Genomic DNA, 14,425 nt, shown 5'->3' on the forward strand with positions numbered 1-14,425 from the left:
GCCTTAGATATTGAGGTTGACGACGAGGTTGCCGTATTCGTCGGCGCGCGCCTGCTGGCCCGGCAGCACGACGGTGGTCGAGCTCATTTCCTCGACCACGGCCGGCCCGTTCACCGGCGTGTCCACCGGCAGCAAGGCGCGGCGCAGGATGGGCGTGTCCACCCAGCCCGAGCCCTCGAAGTACACGTTGCGGCGTTCCTTCAGGGCGCCGGTCACGCTGTCGCCGCCCTGCACGCGGGCCAGGGGCGCGCGCGGCACCAGGCCGGTGGCGCGCACCCGGCAATTGACGATCTCCACCGGACGGCCGGCGGCGTCATAGCCGTATTCGCGCACGTGCGCCGCGCTGAATGCCGCGACGAACTCGTCCAGCGGCATCAACCTCATGCCGTCCAGCGGTACGGCGATCTCGAAGTTCTGGCCCTGATAGCGCGCGTCGATCACGGCGGACAGGCGCTGTTCCGAGGCGCTCACGCCCTCGCTGGACAGCCAGGCCCGCGCCTTGCCGGCCAGGGTTTCCAGCGCTTCCTGCACCGCCGTCCAGCCGCTGGCGGTGGCGTGGGCCATCAGCGTCTGCACGAAGTCCATGGAAATGTCGGACAGCAGGATGCCGCGCGCGCACATGGTGCCGGGCTCCTGCGGAATCAGCAGGGTGCTTATGCCGCAGTCCCGCGCCAGTTCGGCGGCATGCAGGCCGCCCGCGCCGCCGAAGGCGCACAGCGCGAACTTGCGGATGTCATGACCTCGTTCGGTGGAGACCGCGCGCACCGCGCGTGCCATGTTGGAGTTGGCGATGCGCAGGATGCCGTAGGCGGCTTCCTCGACGCTCAGTCCTAGCGGGCGGGCGATCTGCGCTTCCAGCGCCTCGCGCGCCTGGCGCGCATGCACGGCCATGCGGCCTTCTAGCAATGCGACCGGATTCAGGCGGCCGAGCACGACATGGGCGTCGGTGATGGTCACGACCTGGCCGCCGCGGTTGTAGGCGATGGGGCCAGGCACCGCGCCCGCGCTCTGCGGGCCGACCTTGAGCGCGCCCGCGTCGTCGATGCGCGCGATGCTGCCGCCGCCTGCGCCGATGACGTGCACGTCCACCATCTGGGTCTTGACCGGATAGTCGGCCACCAGGCGGCTGGAAGTGAACAGCGGCCGCAGCTCGGCCACCAGCGACACGTCGGTGCTGGTGCCGCCCACGTCGAAGGTGATCAGGTTGGGCAGGCTGGCCACGCGGCCCAGCTCGGTTGCGCCGATCACGCCGGCGGCCGGGCCCGACACGCAGGTGCGTACAGGGGCCGTGAGCACCGATTCCACCGACATCAGGCCTCCGTTGGAATGCACCGTGGTCGGCTCGGTGGCCACGCCCATGCCGCGCACGGAGCTCACCAGATTGCGCATGTAGCCGGCCATGCGCGGGCCCACATAGGCATTGAGCGCGGTGGTGGACATGCGTTCGTATTCGCGGAACTCCGGCAGGATCTCGCTGGACACGCTCAGGTAGACGCCCGGCAGATGTTCGGCCAGGATGTCGCGGGTGCGGCGTTCATGCGCATTGTTGCGGTAGCTGTGCATGAAGCAGATGGCGACCGATTCGACGCGGGCCGCGGCCAGTTCGCGCGCCACCGCCACCACCTCGTCCTCGTCCAGCGCCTGTAGCACGGAGCCGTCGGCGCCGATGCGCTCGGTCACTTCGAAACGCCACTCGCGCGGCGCTAGCGGCTGCGGCTTGGTGACGTTGTAATCGTACAGGTGGGGGCGCGTCTGCCGGCCGATCTCCAGCACGTCACGAAAGCCGCGCGTGGTGACCAGTGCGCAGCGCGAGCCTCGACGCTCGATCACCATGTTGGTGGCCACCGTGGTGCCGTGGCCCACGTGCGCCAGTTCGGAGCCGGCGATCTCGTATTCGCGGATCAGGTGGGCCAGGCCTGTCTGAATGGCCTCGGACGGATCATGCGGTGTCGAAGGCACCTTGAAATAATGCAGCTCGCCGGTGTGCTCGGCAAGCAGGGTGAAATCGGTGAACGTGCCGCCTACGTCGAAGCCGACGCGAAAACGGCGGGCGCCCGGGGCGGATGCGGTCTGGGTCACGCTGGTCTCCAGGATGCTGGCGCCCAAGGCGCCGGGAGTGGGATGACCAGAATGCTATTGATGCACCATCATTCGGTCCAATCAAAGATTGGTATCAATGATTATCACTACTGTGAATGATTTATCAGTACGAATGCGACTCCGCAGGCTGGGCCTGGTCGAACACCATCCCTTGCGCCTGGCAGACCTTGAGGATCTCTTCGCGCAGCCAGCGATGCGCGGGGATATTGTCCGAGCGCTCGTGCCAGATCAGGTTGACGGTGCGCGGCGCGAACGGAAAGGGCGCTTCGACCGCTTCCAGCAGATGGCTGTAGGGGCTGTTGCGCACGGTGTTTAGGGGCACCACGCAGATCAGGTCGGTCTCGGCCAATAGGCGCGGGGCCAGCGCGAACTGGTTGATGGTGAGCACCACATTGCGCTTGTAGCCGTGGGGCGCGAGTTCGTGGTCGATTAGGGTGGGCGTGCCCAGCAGGCTGACCATCAGGTGGCGCGCGCGCAGGAAACTGTCCAGCGTGAAGCGCGGCTGCGCCAGCAGCGGGTGCCCCTTGCGCATGGCGCAGACGTAGGTCAACGTTTCCAGCGGCAAGGTGCGCAGGGACGAGCCGAAATTCGAATACACGCCGGCCGCCATGTCGACTTCGCCTTTTTCCAGCAGCACGCCGGCATTGTCGAGCGAGTAGGGATGGAGGTGAATGCGCACGTTGGGCGCCACGGTCTGCTGCTCCACGAACAGCGGCCGGATGACCTGATCCGCCACATAGTCGGACATGGCCATGCGGAACACGGCTTCGGAGCGCGCCGGATCGAAATCGTTGCGCTCCAGCGTGTCGGCAATGCGGGCCAGCGCGTCTCGGATCGGCGGCCACAGCAGCTCGGCGCGCTGGGTGGGCAGCACCCCGCCCTGGATTTTCACGAACAGGGGATCCTTCAAGGTCAGGCGGAGGCGGTTGATGGCATTGCTGACCGCAGGCTGCGTCATATGCAGCGCGGAGGCCGCGCGTGTGACGTTGCGTTCGGTCATGACCGCGTCGAAGATGCGCAGCAGGTTCAGGTCCATCGAGGTCAGCATCGCAGTTCCAGGTGATTATCAACTTTGGTGATAGAGATCTATTTTAATTGTTGATTAGCCATATAACGTGGGACCGCTTAATCTTCCCCGAGTGCAAGCGCAGTCGTTACACCACGAGGGGAAATCATTGATGGTCAAGCATCTGAAAACTCTGGCCGCTGCCTGTCTGGCGGCCGGGATCGCCGCGCCCGCGATGGCCGCGGATTCCTATCCCAGCAAGCCGATCACGATCGTCCTGCCGTACGCCACGGGCGGATCCGCCGATATGCTGGCGCGCTTCGCGGCGCAGGCTCTGCAGACCGAACTGGGCAAACCGGCCATCGTCGAGGCCAAGCCGGGCGCCGGCGGCGTGCTGGGCACCGAGTTCGTTTCGCGCGCCGAGCCCGATGGCTACACGCTGGCGCTCACCGCCAGCGGCACCATGGCCGTCAATCCCTACGTCTACAAGCTGCGCTACAAGCCGCTGGAAGACTTCAAGCAGATCACGGTGCTGGTGGACCTGCCTTTCGTGGTGGTCACGAATAACGAGTTTCCCGCAAAGAACCTGCAGGAATTCATCGAGTACGGCCGCAAGAACCCCAACAAGATCACCTTCGGCAATGCCGGCCTGGGCACCCAGCAGCACCTGACTCAGCTTATGTTCGCGCGCGCCGCCGGCATGCAGGTCAACATCGTGCCCTACAAGGGCAGCAGCCCGGCCATGAACGACCTGCTGGGCGGCCACATCGACGCCGTGCTGGACAACACCGGCGTGCAGACGCCCTTCATCAAGGCCGGCAAGGTGCGGCCTTTGTTCGTTACCAACCCGGAGCGCGTGGCGGCCTTGCCGGACGTGCCTACCGCGCCGGAAGCTGGTCTGCCAGGGTTCTCCGCGGTCGCCTGGTTCGGCCTGGCCGCGCCCAAGGGCACGCCGGACGAGATCGTCGACAAGATCCAGCAGGCCCTGGCGCGCGAGTTCGCCAAGCCGGAAATGAAGCAGCGCCTGCTGGACCTGGCGATGATCCCGCGCGTGTCCACCCCGGCTGAAACCACGGCGCGGGTGAAGAGCGACCTGGAAACCTTCGGCAAGATCGCCAAAGAGGTCGACCTGAAGCCGATGTGACGGCGTTGCCGCGATTGCTTGCGTAGACGGCGAAGCTGTAGGCCTGGTTCGCAATCTAGCGACCTCGTATGCGTTGCGCCATGCTTCGCTCCCCGCGCCCTCATTTCACGCTGATCAGCCAATCGGAAAAAATGCTGAATGGGGCCCCAATGGCTCTCGCCGGGTTGCTGACCAGGTAATAGCCATTGCTGCTGTGCGCGGTATGGGGCATGGGCTGGACCAGTTGGCCGGTGGCGAAGTCCTGGGCGATGTAGGCGCGCTGGGTGACCGCGATACCCAGTCCTTCGGCCGCGGCCTGCAGGCACAGGACGGCGTTGGCCAGCGGAATGAACCGAGTGTCGCTGCTGGCGGCCAGCCCCGCGGACTGTAGCCAGCGGTCCCAGCAGTCGGGGGCGATCATGGATTTGAGCAGGGTTTCGCCCAGCACGTCTTCGGGGCCGCGCAGGCGCCCGGCCAGCGCGGGCGAGCAGGCCAGCACGAGTTCATCGGGAAACAGCAGGTCGGCCCGCAGGCCCGGCCAATCGCCGCCGCCGCAACGCACGACGAAATCGGCGTTGTGCAGGTCGGTGTCGTCGGCGCGCGAAACCGTGGCGATTTCGATGTCGATGTCGCCATGCCGCACGTATAGCGAACCCAGCCGGGGCATGAGCCACTTGATGGCGAAGCTGGGAATGACCTTGACGCGGATGCGTCGATTGGCGCCCGCTTCGGCCGCCTTCGCGAGCACGCCCTCCAACTGATCGAAGAGTTCCGCCGCCTGCAGCGCGAGCTCGGTGCCGGCTGCGGTGAAGGCAATGTCGCGGCCGTCTTTCTGCACCAGCTGCACGCCCAGTTCGCTTTCCAGCCGCCGCACTTGGTGGCTGACGGCGCCGGGGGTGACGTGCAGAAGTTCGGCGGCCCGGCCGACGCCGCCGCTCCGATACACGGCATCCAGCACCCGGAGCGGCCCAAGGCGGTTTCTGAGTTTGTGCATAGTTGAAATTAATTCAATATTTGGAGAATAAGTTTCGACAGACGCCTAAGGAGAACGCGCCTACAGTCTGCCTTGCACGACAAAACTAAATCAAGTGTTGGGATGCGGTGTCCTGTCGTGTCGCGGCCAGGAGGAGACGAAATGAGCGGGTTTTACCGGCGCAAGGCAGGCGTCTGCGCGTTGCTGCCCTTTTTTTGTGCGGCGTTCTGGGGCGGGAGCGCCGAGGCGGCCTATCCCGAGCGTTCCATCCGGCTGATCGTGCCTTTCGCGGCGGGCAGCGCGGCCGATACGCTGTCGCGCGTCGTGGCGTCGGCCCTGGCCGATGAGCTGGGCCAGCCGCTGGTGGTGGACAACAAGGCCGGCGCCGGCGGCACCATCGGCACGATGGATATCGCCCGCGCCAAGCCGGATGGCTATACCTTGGGTATTGCCGCGCAAGGAACATTCGTCAACAACCAGGTGCTCTATCGGGCGCCCGGCTATGACTCGATCAAGGATTTCAGCTTCATCGGCGAGATTGCCGATGTGCAGAACCTGCTGGTCGTGGCCGAGAAGTCTCCCTACCAAGATGCCCCCGCCTTGTTGGCCGATATCAAGGCCAAGCCGCCGGAGACGTTCCGGTATTCCTCCAGCGGGGTGGGAACCAGCCATCACATCGCCGGCGCCACGGTGTCGCAGTACCTGGACAAGCCGCTCATGCACGTGCCCTATACCGGCGCGCCCCAGGGGCTGAGCGCCATCATCAGCGGCGACGTGGACATGGGCTTGTACAACCTGCCGGTGGCCATCGGGCTGGTGAAGGCGGGCAAGCTCAAGGCGCTGGCCGTTACCGGGCCCAAGCGCTCCACGTTGCTGCCGGAAGTTCCCACGCTGCAGGAGAGCGGCTTGAAGGACTACTCGGTCACGCTCTGGTGGGGCCTGGTCGGTCCGGCGGGATTGCCGGCCGACGTTTCCACACGCCTGTATGCGGCCCTGGACAAGGTCATGGGCCAGGCCGCGTTGCGCGAAAAGCTGATCGGCCAGGGCTTCACCTTGCCCGACATGCCCCTGCCCAAGCCTGCGGATTTCGAGGCCCTGGTGCGCCAAGACCTCGCCAAATGGGTTCCCGTCCTTAAGGAACTGGGAACCGCCGCGCAGTGATGCCGGCATAACGCATTCATCAAGGAAGCTATTGTGCAATTCCCCTCCGTGGCCCGCCCCTTGGCGCGCCAACTGGCCGACTTCGTCCTGTCCACACCCGCCGACGCGCTGCCGGCGCCCGCCATCGAGCACGCCAAGATGAGCCTGGCCAGCACCTTGGCTAGCGCCGCCATGGGCTACGGCATCGAATCGGCTCGCATTATCCGCGAGGTTGAACTGGCCGATGGCGGCACGCCGGCGGCGGGCCTGTGGTTCGACGCCGGCCGCCTGCCGCTGGCCCGCGCCGCGTGCGTCAATGCGGTGGCCAGCGATGCGGCGGCGTCGGATGACAGCGATATGCGCAGCATTGCGCACATCGGCACCATTGTTTCCAGCGTGGCGCTGGCCGTGGGCGAGCACGAGGGCGCGAGCGGCAGGGACGTGCTGGCCGCCATGGTGCTGGGCTATGAGGTCGCCGGGCGCATCGACGAGTCCCTGACGCCGGGCCGCATGCAGCGGGGGTTTCATGGGTCGTGGTCCACGGTGTTCGGGGCCTGCGTGGCGGCGGGCCGGCTCTTGCGCCTGGATGCGCCGCGCCTGGCCCACGCCATCGCGCTCTCGGCAACCTCGGCTAGCGGCATGGCCATTGCGGCCGACACCAGTTGCGCGCGGGAGTACCACGCCGGCCAGGCGGCAAGCGCCGGCATACGCGCGGCGCTCGCGGCGCAGCGGGGGTTCGAGGGCGAACTGGGCGTGCTGGAGCAGCCGCGAGGCCTGCTCGATGCCTTGGGCGGGCAATCGCGCGAGGACATCGTTCGCGACTGGGGCGCTTCCTGGGACATCGTGACCGACATGGCCATCAAACTCATGCCGGGCGCGCATCCCTTCCATGCAACGGCCGAGGCGGCGGCCGACGCCGCGCGCGCCGGCGCCGTCCAGCCGGGCGGCATCGCGCGCATCGTTGTGTCGGCGGCGGTGCAGTGGACCAATTTCAAGGGCGAACCCCATCCGCGCAATCTGGTCGACGCGGCGCACAGCCTGCCTTATTTCGTGGCGGCGTCGATTGCCGACGGCGGCTTCGGCTGGGCGCATATGGAGGTGGCCAGGATGGCCGATCCGGTGATCGCCGCGCTGCAGGACAAGGTCGAATTCGATCCCGATCCGCCGCCTCTGCCTGACCGCTTCCCGCACCGGCACGGCGGCACGGTCACGATACACATGCAGGACGGCGCGGTGCATCGCGCCACTTGCCGGGCGCCGCGCGGCTCTGGCGCCCGCGGGATCGACTGGCGCGACGTCGAGGCCAAGTTCCTGCAGCTGTTTCCGCTGGCCGGCCTGGCGACAGGAAGGGCCGAGGCCTGCCTGGAGAGCATCGCGCAGTTGGACAGGGCGGATTCCGTCCGCACGCTGGCGGGATGGCTGAGCCGGCGCTGAACCGTTTTTTTCCACCAAGGCACAAGGCCGCAAAGGCCGCCCCATCGAGAGGAGACAACATGAAACGACGCATCGTATCCGCGCTTGCCGGTATCGCCCTTTGCCTGGGGGCGGGCCAGGCGGCCGTCGCCCAGGAGAGCTTCCCGTCGAAGTCCGTCACCATCATGGTGGGGGTCGCGCCCGGCGGCAGCCTGGACGCCCTGGCCCGCCTGATCGCCAGCGAACTGGGCAAGGCCACCAAGACGACGTTCGTGGTGGAGAACGTCACCGGCGCGGGCGGGCTGCTGGCATTCCAGCGGCTGAGCCGGTCGGCGCCGGACGGCTACACCCTGATGTTCAGCAATCAGTCCATGGTGCTGATCCCGCTGCTGTATCCCAAGGCCGGCCTGGACATCGTCAAGGACACGACGGCGGTAGGCACCGTTGCCAACGTGCCTATGGTGCTCAGCGTAAGCAATCAGAGCGGCATCCAGGATCTGCCCTCCATGCTGGCCGGCATGCGCAGCGGCGAGCTCAAGTTGAACTTCGGCTCTGGCGGACCCGGCACCACCGCCCATCTGGCCGAGGCGATGTTCCTGCAGATGGCGGGCGTGCACGCCGAACTGGTGCAGTACCGCGGCTCGGGGCCGGCCATTACCGACCTGATGGGCGGCACCATACAGTCGGTGCTGGACCAGACGGTCACCATGTTGCCCTTGCACCGTGGCAAGCAGATCAAGGCCATCGCCGTGGCATCGAAAGAGCGCTTGCCGCAGATGCCCGACGTGCCGACCTTCGCCGAAGGCGGTGTGCCCCAGTTCGATCTGCAGATCTGGAATGGTCTGGTGGCGCCCAAGGGCACGCCCAAGGCCGTGGTCGATAAGCTGGCCCAGGCCTTGACCGAGGCGGTCCAGTCGCCTGACTTCCGCGCCCGCATCGACAGCCTGGCCGCGCAGATTCCCTCGGCCGAGGAGCGCAGCCCCGAGACCTTTGCCCGCGTGCTGCAGCGGGATCAGAAACAGTTCGCCGAGCTGGCCAGGCAGATCGGCCTGCAGGCCCGCTAACCCCAGCCGCCAGCGGCATACTTCGAGGATGGAAAGATGAGCGAGACGATTTACGGATTCATCGGATTGGGCAATATGGGCGGCCCCATGGCGGGGCGTCTGCTCGACGCCGGCTACCCGCTGCATGTGGCCGATAGCAATCCCGCCGTGCGCCAGCAACTGGCGGCCCGCGGCGCTGTGGCCCACGACAGCGCGCGGGCCGTGGGCGACGCGGCCGACGTGGTCTTCCTGAGCCTGCCCGACGGCAAGGTGGTGGAACAGGTGCTGGGCGGCGAACAGGGGCTGGCGCGGGCAGGAAGGGCCAAGTGCGTGGTCGATTTGTCGACCATCGGCCCGGCGGCGGCGCGGCGCGCCTTCGACACGCTGGCCGCGCAAGGCATCGAGTACGTGGATGCGCCCATCAGCGGCGGGCCGACGGGCGCCGAGCGCGGCACCCTGGCGGTCATGGTCGCCTGCCCGCCGGCGCGCTACGAGGCGTTGGCGCAGGTGCTGTCCACTTTCGGCAAGCCCTTCTATCTGGGCGCCGAAGCCGGGCAGGCCCAGGTGATGAAGCTGGCCAACAACCTGTTGTCGGCCACCGCCGTGGCGATCACTTCGGAAGCCATGGCGCTGGGGGTGAAGGCCGGCCTGGATCCCAGCGTCATGATCGACGTCATCAATGCCGGGTCCGGCCGCAACTCGGCCACCATGGAGAAGTTCCCCAAGGCCGTGCTGACCGGCACGTTCAACGTGGGCTTCGCGGCACGCCTGGCGCACAAGGACGTGCGCCTGTGCCTGGAAGAGGCCGAGCGCTATGGCGTGCCCATGGTGGTGGGGTCATCGGTGCGCGAGATGCTGGTGATGACCACCGCCATCTGCGGCCGGGACGCCGACTACGCCGACGTGGCGCGCGTGGTCGAGGACTGGGCGGGCGTGAAGGTCCGCGCCAGGCAATAACAGGCATCGCGAAAAGGAGGCGTCATGGGAGTGCTGGACGGCAAGGTGGCGATCATTACCGGCGGCGCGGGAGGCATCGGCCGCGGGATCGCACGGGCTTATGCGCGCGAAGGCGCCCGGGTAGGGCTGCTGGATATCGATGAGGCATTGCTGGCCGAGGCCGCGCGCGATGTGCCGGGCGCGGTGCCGCTGCCCTGCGACATCTGCGACCGCAAGCAGGTCTTGCGCGTGGTCGACGCCTATGCGGGAGAGTCGGGCGGCCTGGATATCCTGGTCAACAACGCGGCGTATTTCTTCTATGCGCCCTTGGTCGACATGCCGGAAGACGAGGTCGGCAGGATGTTGGACGTAGGCCTGAAAGGGGCGCTGTGGTCGCTGCAGGCCGCCACTCCGCATCTGATCGCGCGCGGCGGCGGCGCGATCATCAACCTGTCGTCGGTGGCGGTGTCGGTGTCGATTTCCCGCGCAGGGGTGTACAGCGCCATCAAGGGCGCGCTGGACGCCCTGACTCGCCAACAGGCCGTGGAGCTCGGCGGCCACGGCATCCGCGTCAATGCGCTGGCGCCGGGGCCCGTCGTCACGCCGGGCGCGAGTTCGGTGATTTCCGAGGAAGGTTGGGCCGCGCGCCGCCGCCGCACGCCCTTGAACCGACTGGCCACGCGCGCCGACGTGGCCGAGGCTGCCGTGTTCCTGGCGTCGGAATCGAGCGCAACCGTGGCCGGCATCACGCTCAAGGTGGACGGGGCGATGACCGTCCTGGGTTACTAGCGTCCGGACGGCCGGGGGCAAAGGAGAACGCAGATGGACAGGAAACGTGTCGGTTTTATCGGCCTGGGCAATATGGGCGGCCGCCTGGCGCGGCGGCTGGTCGGCGCGGGCATCGCGGTGCGCGGGTACGACAGCGATCCGGCGCGCGCGGCCGCGGCCGGCGCCGAGGCGGCCGCGACAATCCGCGACGTCATGGAATACGCCGACGTCGTCATGCTGTCGCTGCCCGACAGCAAAGTGGTGGAGTCTGTGGTGGAGGGCGCGGGCGGCATCCTGGAGCACTGCCGCGAGGGCCAGATCGTGATCGACCTGAGCACGGCGGCGGCCAGTTCCACGGTGCGCCTGAGCGCGCGCTTCGCCAAGCAGGGCGTACGGTATGTCGACGCCGGCATATCGGGCGGCGCGGCGGCGGCGGAGAAGGGCGCGCTGACGTTGATGGTGGGCGGGGAGCCCGACGCCATCGAGGCCATCGGCTGGGCGTTCGACCCCATCAGCGCCAAGGTCGTGACCATGGGCGGCAGCGGCGCAGGGCATGCCACCAAGCTGCTCAACAACTTCCTGAACGCGGTCAGCCTGGCGGCCACCGCCGAGGTGATGGTGGCGGGTAAAAAAGCCGGCCTGGATCTGCATCGCCTGCTCGACGTGATCAACAGCAGCAGCGGGGTGAACTTCGCCACGCTCAACCGCTTTCCCTTCATCGTCGATGGCAACTACCTCGAAGGCGGATTGACCAGCAAGCTGATGAGTAAGGACGTGGTGCTGTATGTGGATATGGCGCGCGAGCTGGGCGTGGCCTCGCTGAATGCGGCCGGGCCGGCGGCCTGCTTCGGCCTGGCCGCGGTGCTGGGCTACGGCGACCAGATCAGCAACCGCGTGGTGGACGCCATCGGCGACGTATCGGGCGGCGTCCGCCTGAAATCCGTTTGAACCAAGGAGCTTTCATGCAAGTCTTTCATGGCAGGGACCAGGGCAAGCCTTCCGAGCAGCGCAGCGCGACATTCACCGGCGTGGTCTGGGCCGATCCGGTCATGCCCCCGGCGGACAACGTCGGCATCAACCACGTCTTTTTTTCTCCGGGGGCGCGTACGTTCTGGCACACCCACGAGCACGGGCAGGTCCTGCACGTGACCTCGGGCCGCGGCTGGATCTGTGTCGAAGGCGAAGCGCCTCAGGCAATCCGCCAGGGCGACGTGGTGTGGATCCGGCCTCACGAAAGGCACTGGCACGGCGCGGCCGCCGACACCTTTATGGCTCATCTGGCCATCTCGCTGGGCAAGGCCGATTGGCAGGAAGCGCTGCCCGACACCGACTACGCGCGCGTGGAGCGCTGCGCAACGGAGGCGCAATGATCATCGAAACACGTATCTACCACTGCCTGCCCGGCCGCTTGCCGGCGCTGCACGAGCGATTCAGCACCGCGACCCTGGGCTTTTTCAAGAAGTACGGTATCGTGCCCCTGGGGTTCTGGACGACGCTCGTGGGCCCCAGCAATCATGCCCTGACCTATATGCTGCAATGGGAAAGCCTGGCGGAGCGCGAGCGCAAATGGAATGCCTTCCAGGCCGATCCCGAGTGGATCGCCAAGCGCGCCGCGAGCGAGGCGGAACGGCCCATCGTGGAGCGCGTCGAGAACTTTTTCCTCAGCCCGACGGAGTACTCGCCCCTGCGTTGATGGGGCGGGCGGAATCCGAGGGGGCCGGGAGCAGGGTCGCTGCCACCCCGGCCTTAGCCATCCGAAGGAGACGATTCATGCCGAAGTTTGTGACGATCGGATATGGAACCCGCGAAGGTTACGACCGTACCGCGGCAGCCGTCCGGGATGCGGCGCATGCGCACGACGCAGCATTGCGGAAAGATGGCGTCTTGATGGGCATTGCGGGCAAGCCGGTGCAGGTGCGCAATCCCGATGCTGCCGGGGTGGAAACGGAGAACGGGCCGTTCATGAGGTCGCCCTTGCCGGTGGCGGGCTTTGCCATCATCGAGGCGGCGGATCTGGCGGAAGCCATGGCCATGGTGTCGCGAACGCCCTGCGCGGTTGCGCACGGGGTGGTCGAGGTGTGGCCGTTGGAACAACCGCTTGACGCGGCGTAGGCGGCGGGCGGCGCTACGGCGAGGACTGCCGGTCCCGGCCCAGGCGGCGCAATTCGTCCAGGGTAAGGCGCAGCAGCCGGGAGGGCTGGTCGTCGCGGCGCACATACATGCCGACCGAGCGCGAAAGCGCCCGTTGCAGCCGGGTCTTGCGCACGCCGCGCTGCGTTGCATTGTCCAGCGAGGACTCCGGTAGCAGCGCGATGCCGCAGTTGTGCTGCACGAAGCGGGCGATGGTGTTCAGGTCGCGCAGGGAATAGACAGGATGGAAGGGCTGGGATGCGGCCTGAAAGGCGCGTTCCGTCAATACGCGCACGCTGGTGCCGGGCGGCATGCTGATCAGGGGCAGCCGTGCCAGTTCCGCGGGCGCCCAGTGCGTGATGTCCGGCTTGATCTGGGTGCTGTGAAACAGTACGAAGGGTTCGGTGAACAGTTCCTGATAGACGAGGTCGGAGGCGCCTTCATCGTTCATGGTGGTGACGGCGATGTCCACGCGCCGATCGCGCAGCAATTGCAGGGCTTCGTTGGCGATGGGGTCGTACACGTCTACCTGGACCCGCGGCTGCCTGCGCCCGAGGCTTTGGATCAATAGCGGAATGAGCGAGGCCGCGAGCGTGGGCAGCGCCGCCACGGCCACGCGGTTGTTGCGGTCGCGCAGCCGCTGTTCCAGCTCCAGCATGCCTTTTTCATGCAGCGCGGTGATCTTGCGCGCAATGTCCAGGATGTCCTGGCCTTCGCGCGACAGACGCACCATGCGGGTGGTGCGCTCGAAGAGCTTGACGCCCAGCGTCTCTTCCGTTTCTTTCAGCAGTTTGCTCAGCGTGGGCTGCGTGACGTGCAGCATCTCGGCCGTTCTTTGAAAACTCAGCGTATCGGCCAGCAGCACGAAGATGCGCAGTTGTCTCGTCGTCAGATTCATTCTTTTTGTCTATCAATACCGTTCAAATCGGAACTTAACCTCGGCGCCTGGCTGCTTTAGCCTTTGCATCACGGACTTTCTCTGGAGCTGGGATGTTTCGTCTTGATGGAAAGGTGGCCCTCGTGACCGGATGCGGAACGCTGGGCGAAGGGTGGGGCAACGGCAAGGCCGCCGCCGCGGTGCTGGCCAGGCAGGGCGCGGCGATCTACGGTTGCGATCTGAATATCGACGCGGCGCGCCAGTCCGCCGAAGCGGTGGCTGCCGAAGGCGGCAAGATCGCGGTCCGGCAGTGCGATGTGACGGACGGCGCGCAGGTGGAGGAACTGGTGCGGGCCTGCATCGAGACCTATGGCCGCATCGACATCCTGGTCAATAACGTCGGCCGTTCGGAACCGGGCGATCCGGTCTCCATGACGGAGGACCTCTGGAACGATCAGATCCAGGTGAATCTGACGTCCGCATTCCTGTGCTGCAAGCACGTCATACCTCTCATGAAGAGCGCCGGCGGAGGCTCGATTATCAACATTTCGTCCATCGCCGGGTTGCGCTATGCGGGCAAACCCCAGGTGGGCTACGCGGCGGCCAAGGCGGCCTTGATGCAGATGACGACCACTACCGCCGTGATTTATGCGGGCGATGGCGTGCGGCTGAACTCGGTGGTTCCCGGTTTGATGTTCACGCCGCTCGTCGAGCGTCTGGCGCAGAAGTATGCCAAGGGCGATTACGAGGGCTTTGTGGCGCACCGGCATGCCCAGGTGCCTTCAGGGCGCATGGGAGATGCGTGGGATGTCGCCCATGCCGTGGCCTTTCTGGCCAGCGATGAAAGCCGCTACATCACGGGCCAGCAGATCGTGGTGGACGGCGGCATCACCATGGCCACGCGGTGAACGGAGAC

The 14,425-nt window shown here is 66.6% G+C and carries 15 protein-coding genes; 11 read left to right on the forward strand and 4 right to left on the reverse strand.

Going from position 1 to position 14,425, the window contains the following annotated elements:
- Positions 1 to 3: 3 nt before the first annotated feature.
- Positions 4 to 2,079, reverse strand: a complete 2,076-nt coding sequence (locus AGI3411_RS04240) for a hydantoinase/oxoprolinase family protein (RefSeq protein WP_165359061.1) — start codon at positions 2,077 to 2,079, stop codon at positions 4 to 6.
- 124 nt (positions 2,080 to 2,203) lie between these two features.
- A complete protein-coding gene (locus AGI3411_RS04245) occupies positions 2,204 to 3,148 on the reverse strand; it encodes a LysR family transcriptional regulator (RefSeq protein ID WP_043543613.1) in 945 nt (314 codons plus the stop codon).
- A gap of 130 nt (positions 3,149 to 3,278) precedes the next feature.
- Between AGI3411_RS04245 and AGI3411_RS04250 the strand changes: the two genes are divergently transcribed.
- A complete protein-coding gene (locus AGI3411_RS04250) occupies positions 3,279 to 4,250 on the forward strand; it encodes a Bug family tripartite tricarboxylate transporter substrate binding protein (protein WP_043543612.1) in 972 nt (323 codons plus the stop codon).
- Positions 4,251 to 4,350: 100 nt separating this feature from the next.
- Here the strand turns inward: AGI3411_RS04250 and AGI3411_RS04255 are convergent, their stop codons facing one another.
- Complete coding sequence (locus tag AGI3411_RS04255) at positions 4,351 to 5,223, reverse strand: LysR substrate-binding domain-containing protein (protein WP_129526167.1); 873 nt, start codon at positions 5,221 to 5,223, stop codon at positions 4,351 to 4,353.
- Between the two features lie 141 nt (positions 5,224 to 5,364).
- On the opposite strand from AGI3411_RS04255, the gene AGI3411_RS04260 reads away from it, so the two are divergent.
- From AGI3411_RS04260 to AGI3411_RS04300, 9 genes are all read left to right on the forward strand, one after another.
- On the forward strand, positions 5,365 to 6,363 hold the full coding sequence (locus AGI3411_RS04260; protein ID WP_165359062.1) for a Bug family tripartite tricarboxylate transporter substrate binding protein: 999 nt from the start codon (positions 5,365 to 5,367) through the stop codon (positions 6,361 to 6,363).
- Between the two features lie 33 nt (positions 6,364 to 6,396).
- Complete coding sequence (locus AGI3411_RS04265; RefSeq protein ID WP_165359063.1) at positions 6,397 to 7,776, forward strand: MmgE/PrpD family protein; 1,380 nt, start codon at positions 6,397 to 6,399, stop codon at positions 7,774 to 7,776.
- Positions 7,777 to 7,835: 59 nt separating this feature from the next.
- On the forward strand, positions 7,836 to 8,819 hold the full coding sequence (locus AGI3411_RS04270) for a Bug family tripartite tricarboxylate transporter substrate binding protein (protein ID WP_129526170.1): 984 nt from the start codon (positions 7,836 to 7,838) through the stop codon (positions 8,817 to 8,819).
- 36 nt (positions 8,820 to 8,855) lie between these two features.
- Positions 8,856 to 9,755: an NAD(P)-dependent oxidoreductase gene (locus AGI3411_RS04275; protein WP_129526171.1), complete on the forward strand. Its 900-nt coding sequence runs from the start codon at positions 8,856 to 8,858 to the stop codon at positions 9,753 to 9,755.
- Positions 9,756 to 9,779: 24 nt separating this feature from the next.
- On the forward strand, positions 9,780 to 10,523 hold the full coding sequence (locus AGI3411_RS04280) for an SDR family NAD(P)-dependent oxidoreductase (RefSeq protein ID WP_129526172.1): 744 nt from the start codon (positions 9,780 to 9,782) through the stop codon (positions 10,521 to 10,523).
- Between the two features lie 33 nt (positions 10,524 to 10,556).
- Complete coding sequence (locus AGI3411_RS04285) at positions 10,557 to 11,450, forward strand: NAD(P)-dependent oxidoreductase (RefSeq protein ID WP_129526173.1); 894 nt, start codon at positions 10,557 to 10,559, stop codon at positions 11,448 to 11,450.
- A 14-nt stretch (positions 11,451 to 11,464) separates the two neighbouring features.
- A complete protein-coding gene (locus AGI3411_RS04290; RefSeq protein ID WP_129526174.1) occupies positions 11,465 to 11,872 on the forward strand; it encodes a cupin domain-containing protein in 408 nt (135 codons plus the stop codon).
- Positions 11,869 to 12,195, forward strand: a complete 327-nt coding sequence (locus AGI3411_RS04295) for an NIPSNAP family protein (RefSeq protein ID WP_129526175.1) — start codon at positions 11,869 to 11,871, stop codon at positions 12,193 to 12,195. The genes AGI3411_RS04290 and AGI3411_RS04295 overlap by 4 nt, the downstream gene beginning before the upstream one ends.
- Before the next feature lie 77 nt (positions 12,196 to 12,272).
- A complete protein-coding gene (locus tag AGI3411_RS04300; protein WP_129526176.1) occupies positions 12,273 to 12,614 on the forward strand; it encodes a YciI family protein in 342 nt (113 codons plus the stop codon).
- 13 nt (positions 12,615 to 12,627) lie between these two features.
- On the opposite strand, the gene AGI3411_RS04305 is transcribed toward AGI3411_RS04300, so the two are convergent.
- On the reverse strand, positions 12,628 to 13,530 hold the full coding sequence (locus AGI3411_RS04305) for a LysR family transcriptional regulator (RefSeq protein WP_129526177.1): 903 nt from the start codon (positions 13,528 to 13,530) through the stop codon (positions 12,628 to 12,630).
- A 92-nt stretch (positions 13,531 to 13,622) separates the two neighbouring features.
- On the opposite strand from AGI3411_RS04305, the gene AGI3411_RS04310 reads away from it, so the two are divergent.
- Positions 13,623 to 14,417, forward strand: coding sequence for an SDR family NAD(P)-dependent oxidoreductase (locus AGI3411_RS04310; RefSeq protein ID WP_129526178.1), 795 nt, complete (start codon positions 13,623 to 13,625; stop codon positions 14,415 to 14,417).
- The last annotated feature ends 8 nt before the right edge of the window (positions 14,418 to 14,425 follow it).

The sequence above is a fragment of the Achromobacter agilis genome, assembly GCF_900496965.1.
GTDB lineage: Bacteria > Pseudomonadota > Gammaproteobacteria > Burkholderiales > Burkholderiaceae_B > Achromobacter > Achromobacter agilis.

Coding starts and splice junctions, on each gene's coding strand:
- AGI3411_RS04245 (WP_043543613.1), bottom strand. CDS start 3,148: ATGCTGACCTCGATGGACCTGAACCTGCTGCGCATCTTCGACGCGGTC.
- AGI3411_RS04250 (WP_043543612.1), top strand. CDS start 3,279: ATGGTCAAGCATCTGAAAACTCTGGCCGCTGCCTGTCTGGCGGCCGGG.
- AGI3411_RS04255 (WP_129526167.1), bottom strand. CDS start 5,223: ATGCACAAACTCAGAAACCGCCTTGGGCCGCTCCGGGTGCTGGATGCC.
- AGI3411_RS04260 (WP_165359062.1), top strand. CDS start 5,365: ATGAGCGGGTTTTACCGGCGCAAGGCAGGCGTCTGCGCGTTGCTGCCC.
- AGI3411_RS04270 (WP_129526170.1), top strand. CDS start 7,836: ATGAAACGACGCATCGTATCCGCGCTTGCCGGTATCGCCCTTTGCCTG.
- AGI3411_RS04275 (WP_129526171.1), top strand. CDS start 8,856: ATGAGCGAGACGATTTACGGATTCATCGGATTGGGCAATATGGGCGGC.
- AGI3411_RS04280 (WP_129526172.1), top strand. CDS start 9,780: ATGGGAGTGCTGGACGGCAAGGTGGCGATCATTACCGGCGGCGCGGGA.
- AGI3411_RS04285 (WP_129526173.1), top strand. CDS start 10,557: ATGGACAGGAAACGTGTCGGTTTTATCGGCCTGGGCAATATGGGCGGC.
- AGI3411_RS04290 (WP_129526174.1), top strand. CDS start 11,465: ATGCAAGTCTTTCATGGCAGGGACCAGGGCAAGCCTTCCGAGCAGCGC.
- AGI3411_RS04295 (WP_129526175.1), top strand. CDS start 11,869: ATGATCATCGAAACACGTATCTACCACTGCCTGCCCGGCCGCTTGCCG.
- AGI3411_RS04300 (WP_129526176.1), top strand. CDS start 12,273: ATGCCGAAGTTTGTGACGATCGGATATGGAACCCGCGAAGGTTACGAC.
- AGI3411_RS04305 (WP_129526177.1), bottom strand. CDS start 13,530: ATGAATCTGACGACGAGACAACTGCGCATCTTCGTGCTGCTGGCCGAT.
- AGI3411_RS04310 (WP_129526178.1), top strand. CDS start 13,623: ATGTTTCGTCTTGATGGAAAGGTGGCCCTCGTGACCGGATGCGGAACG.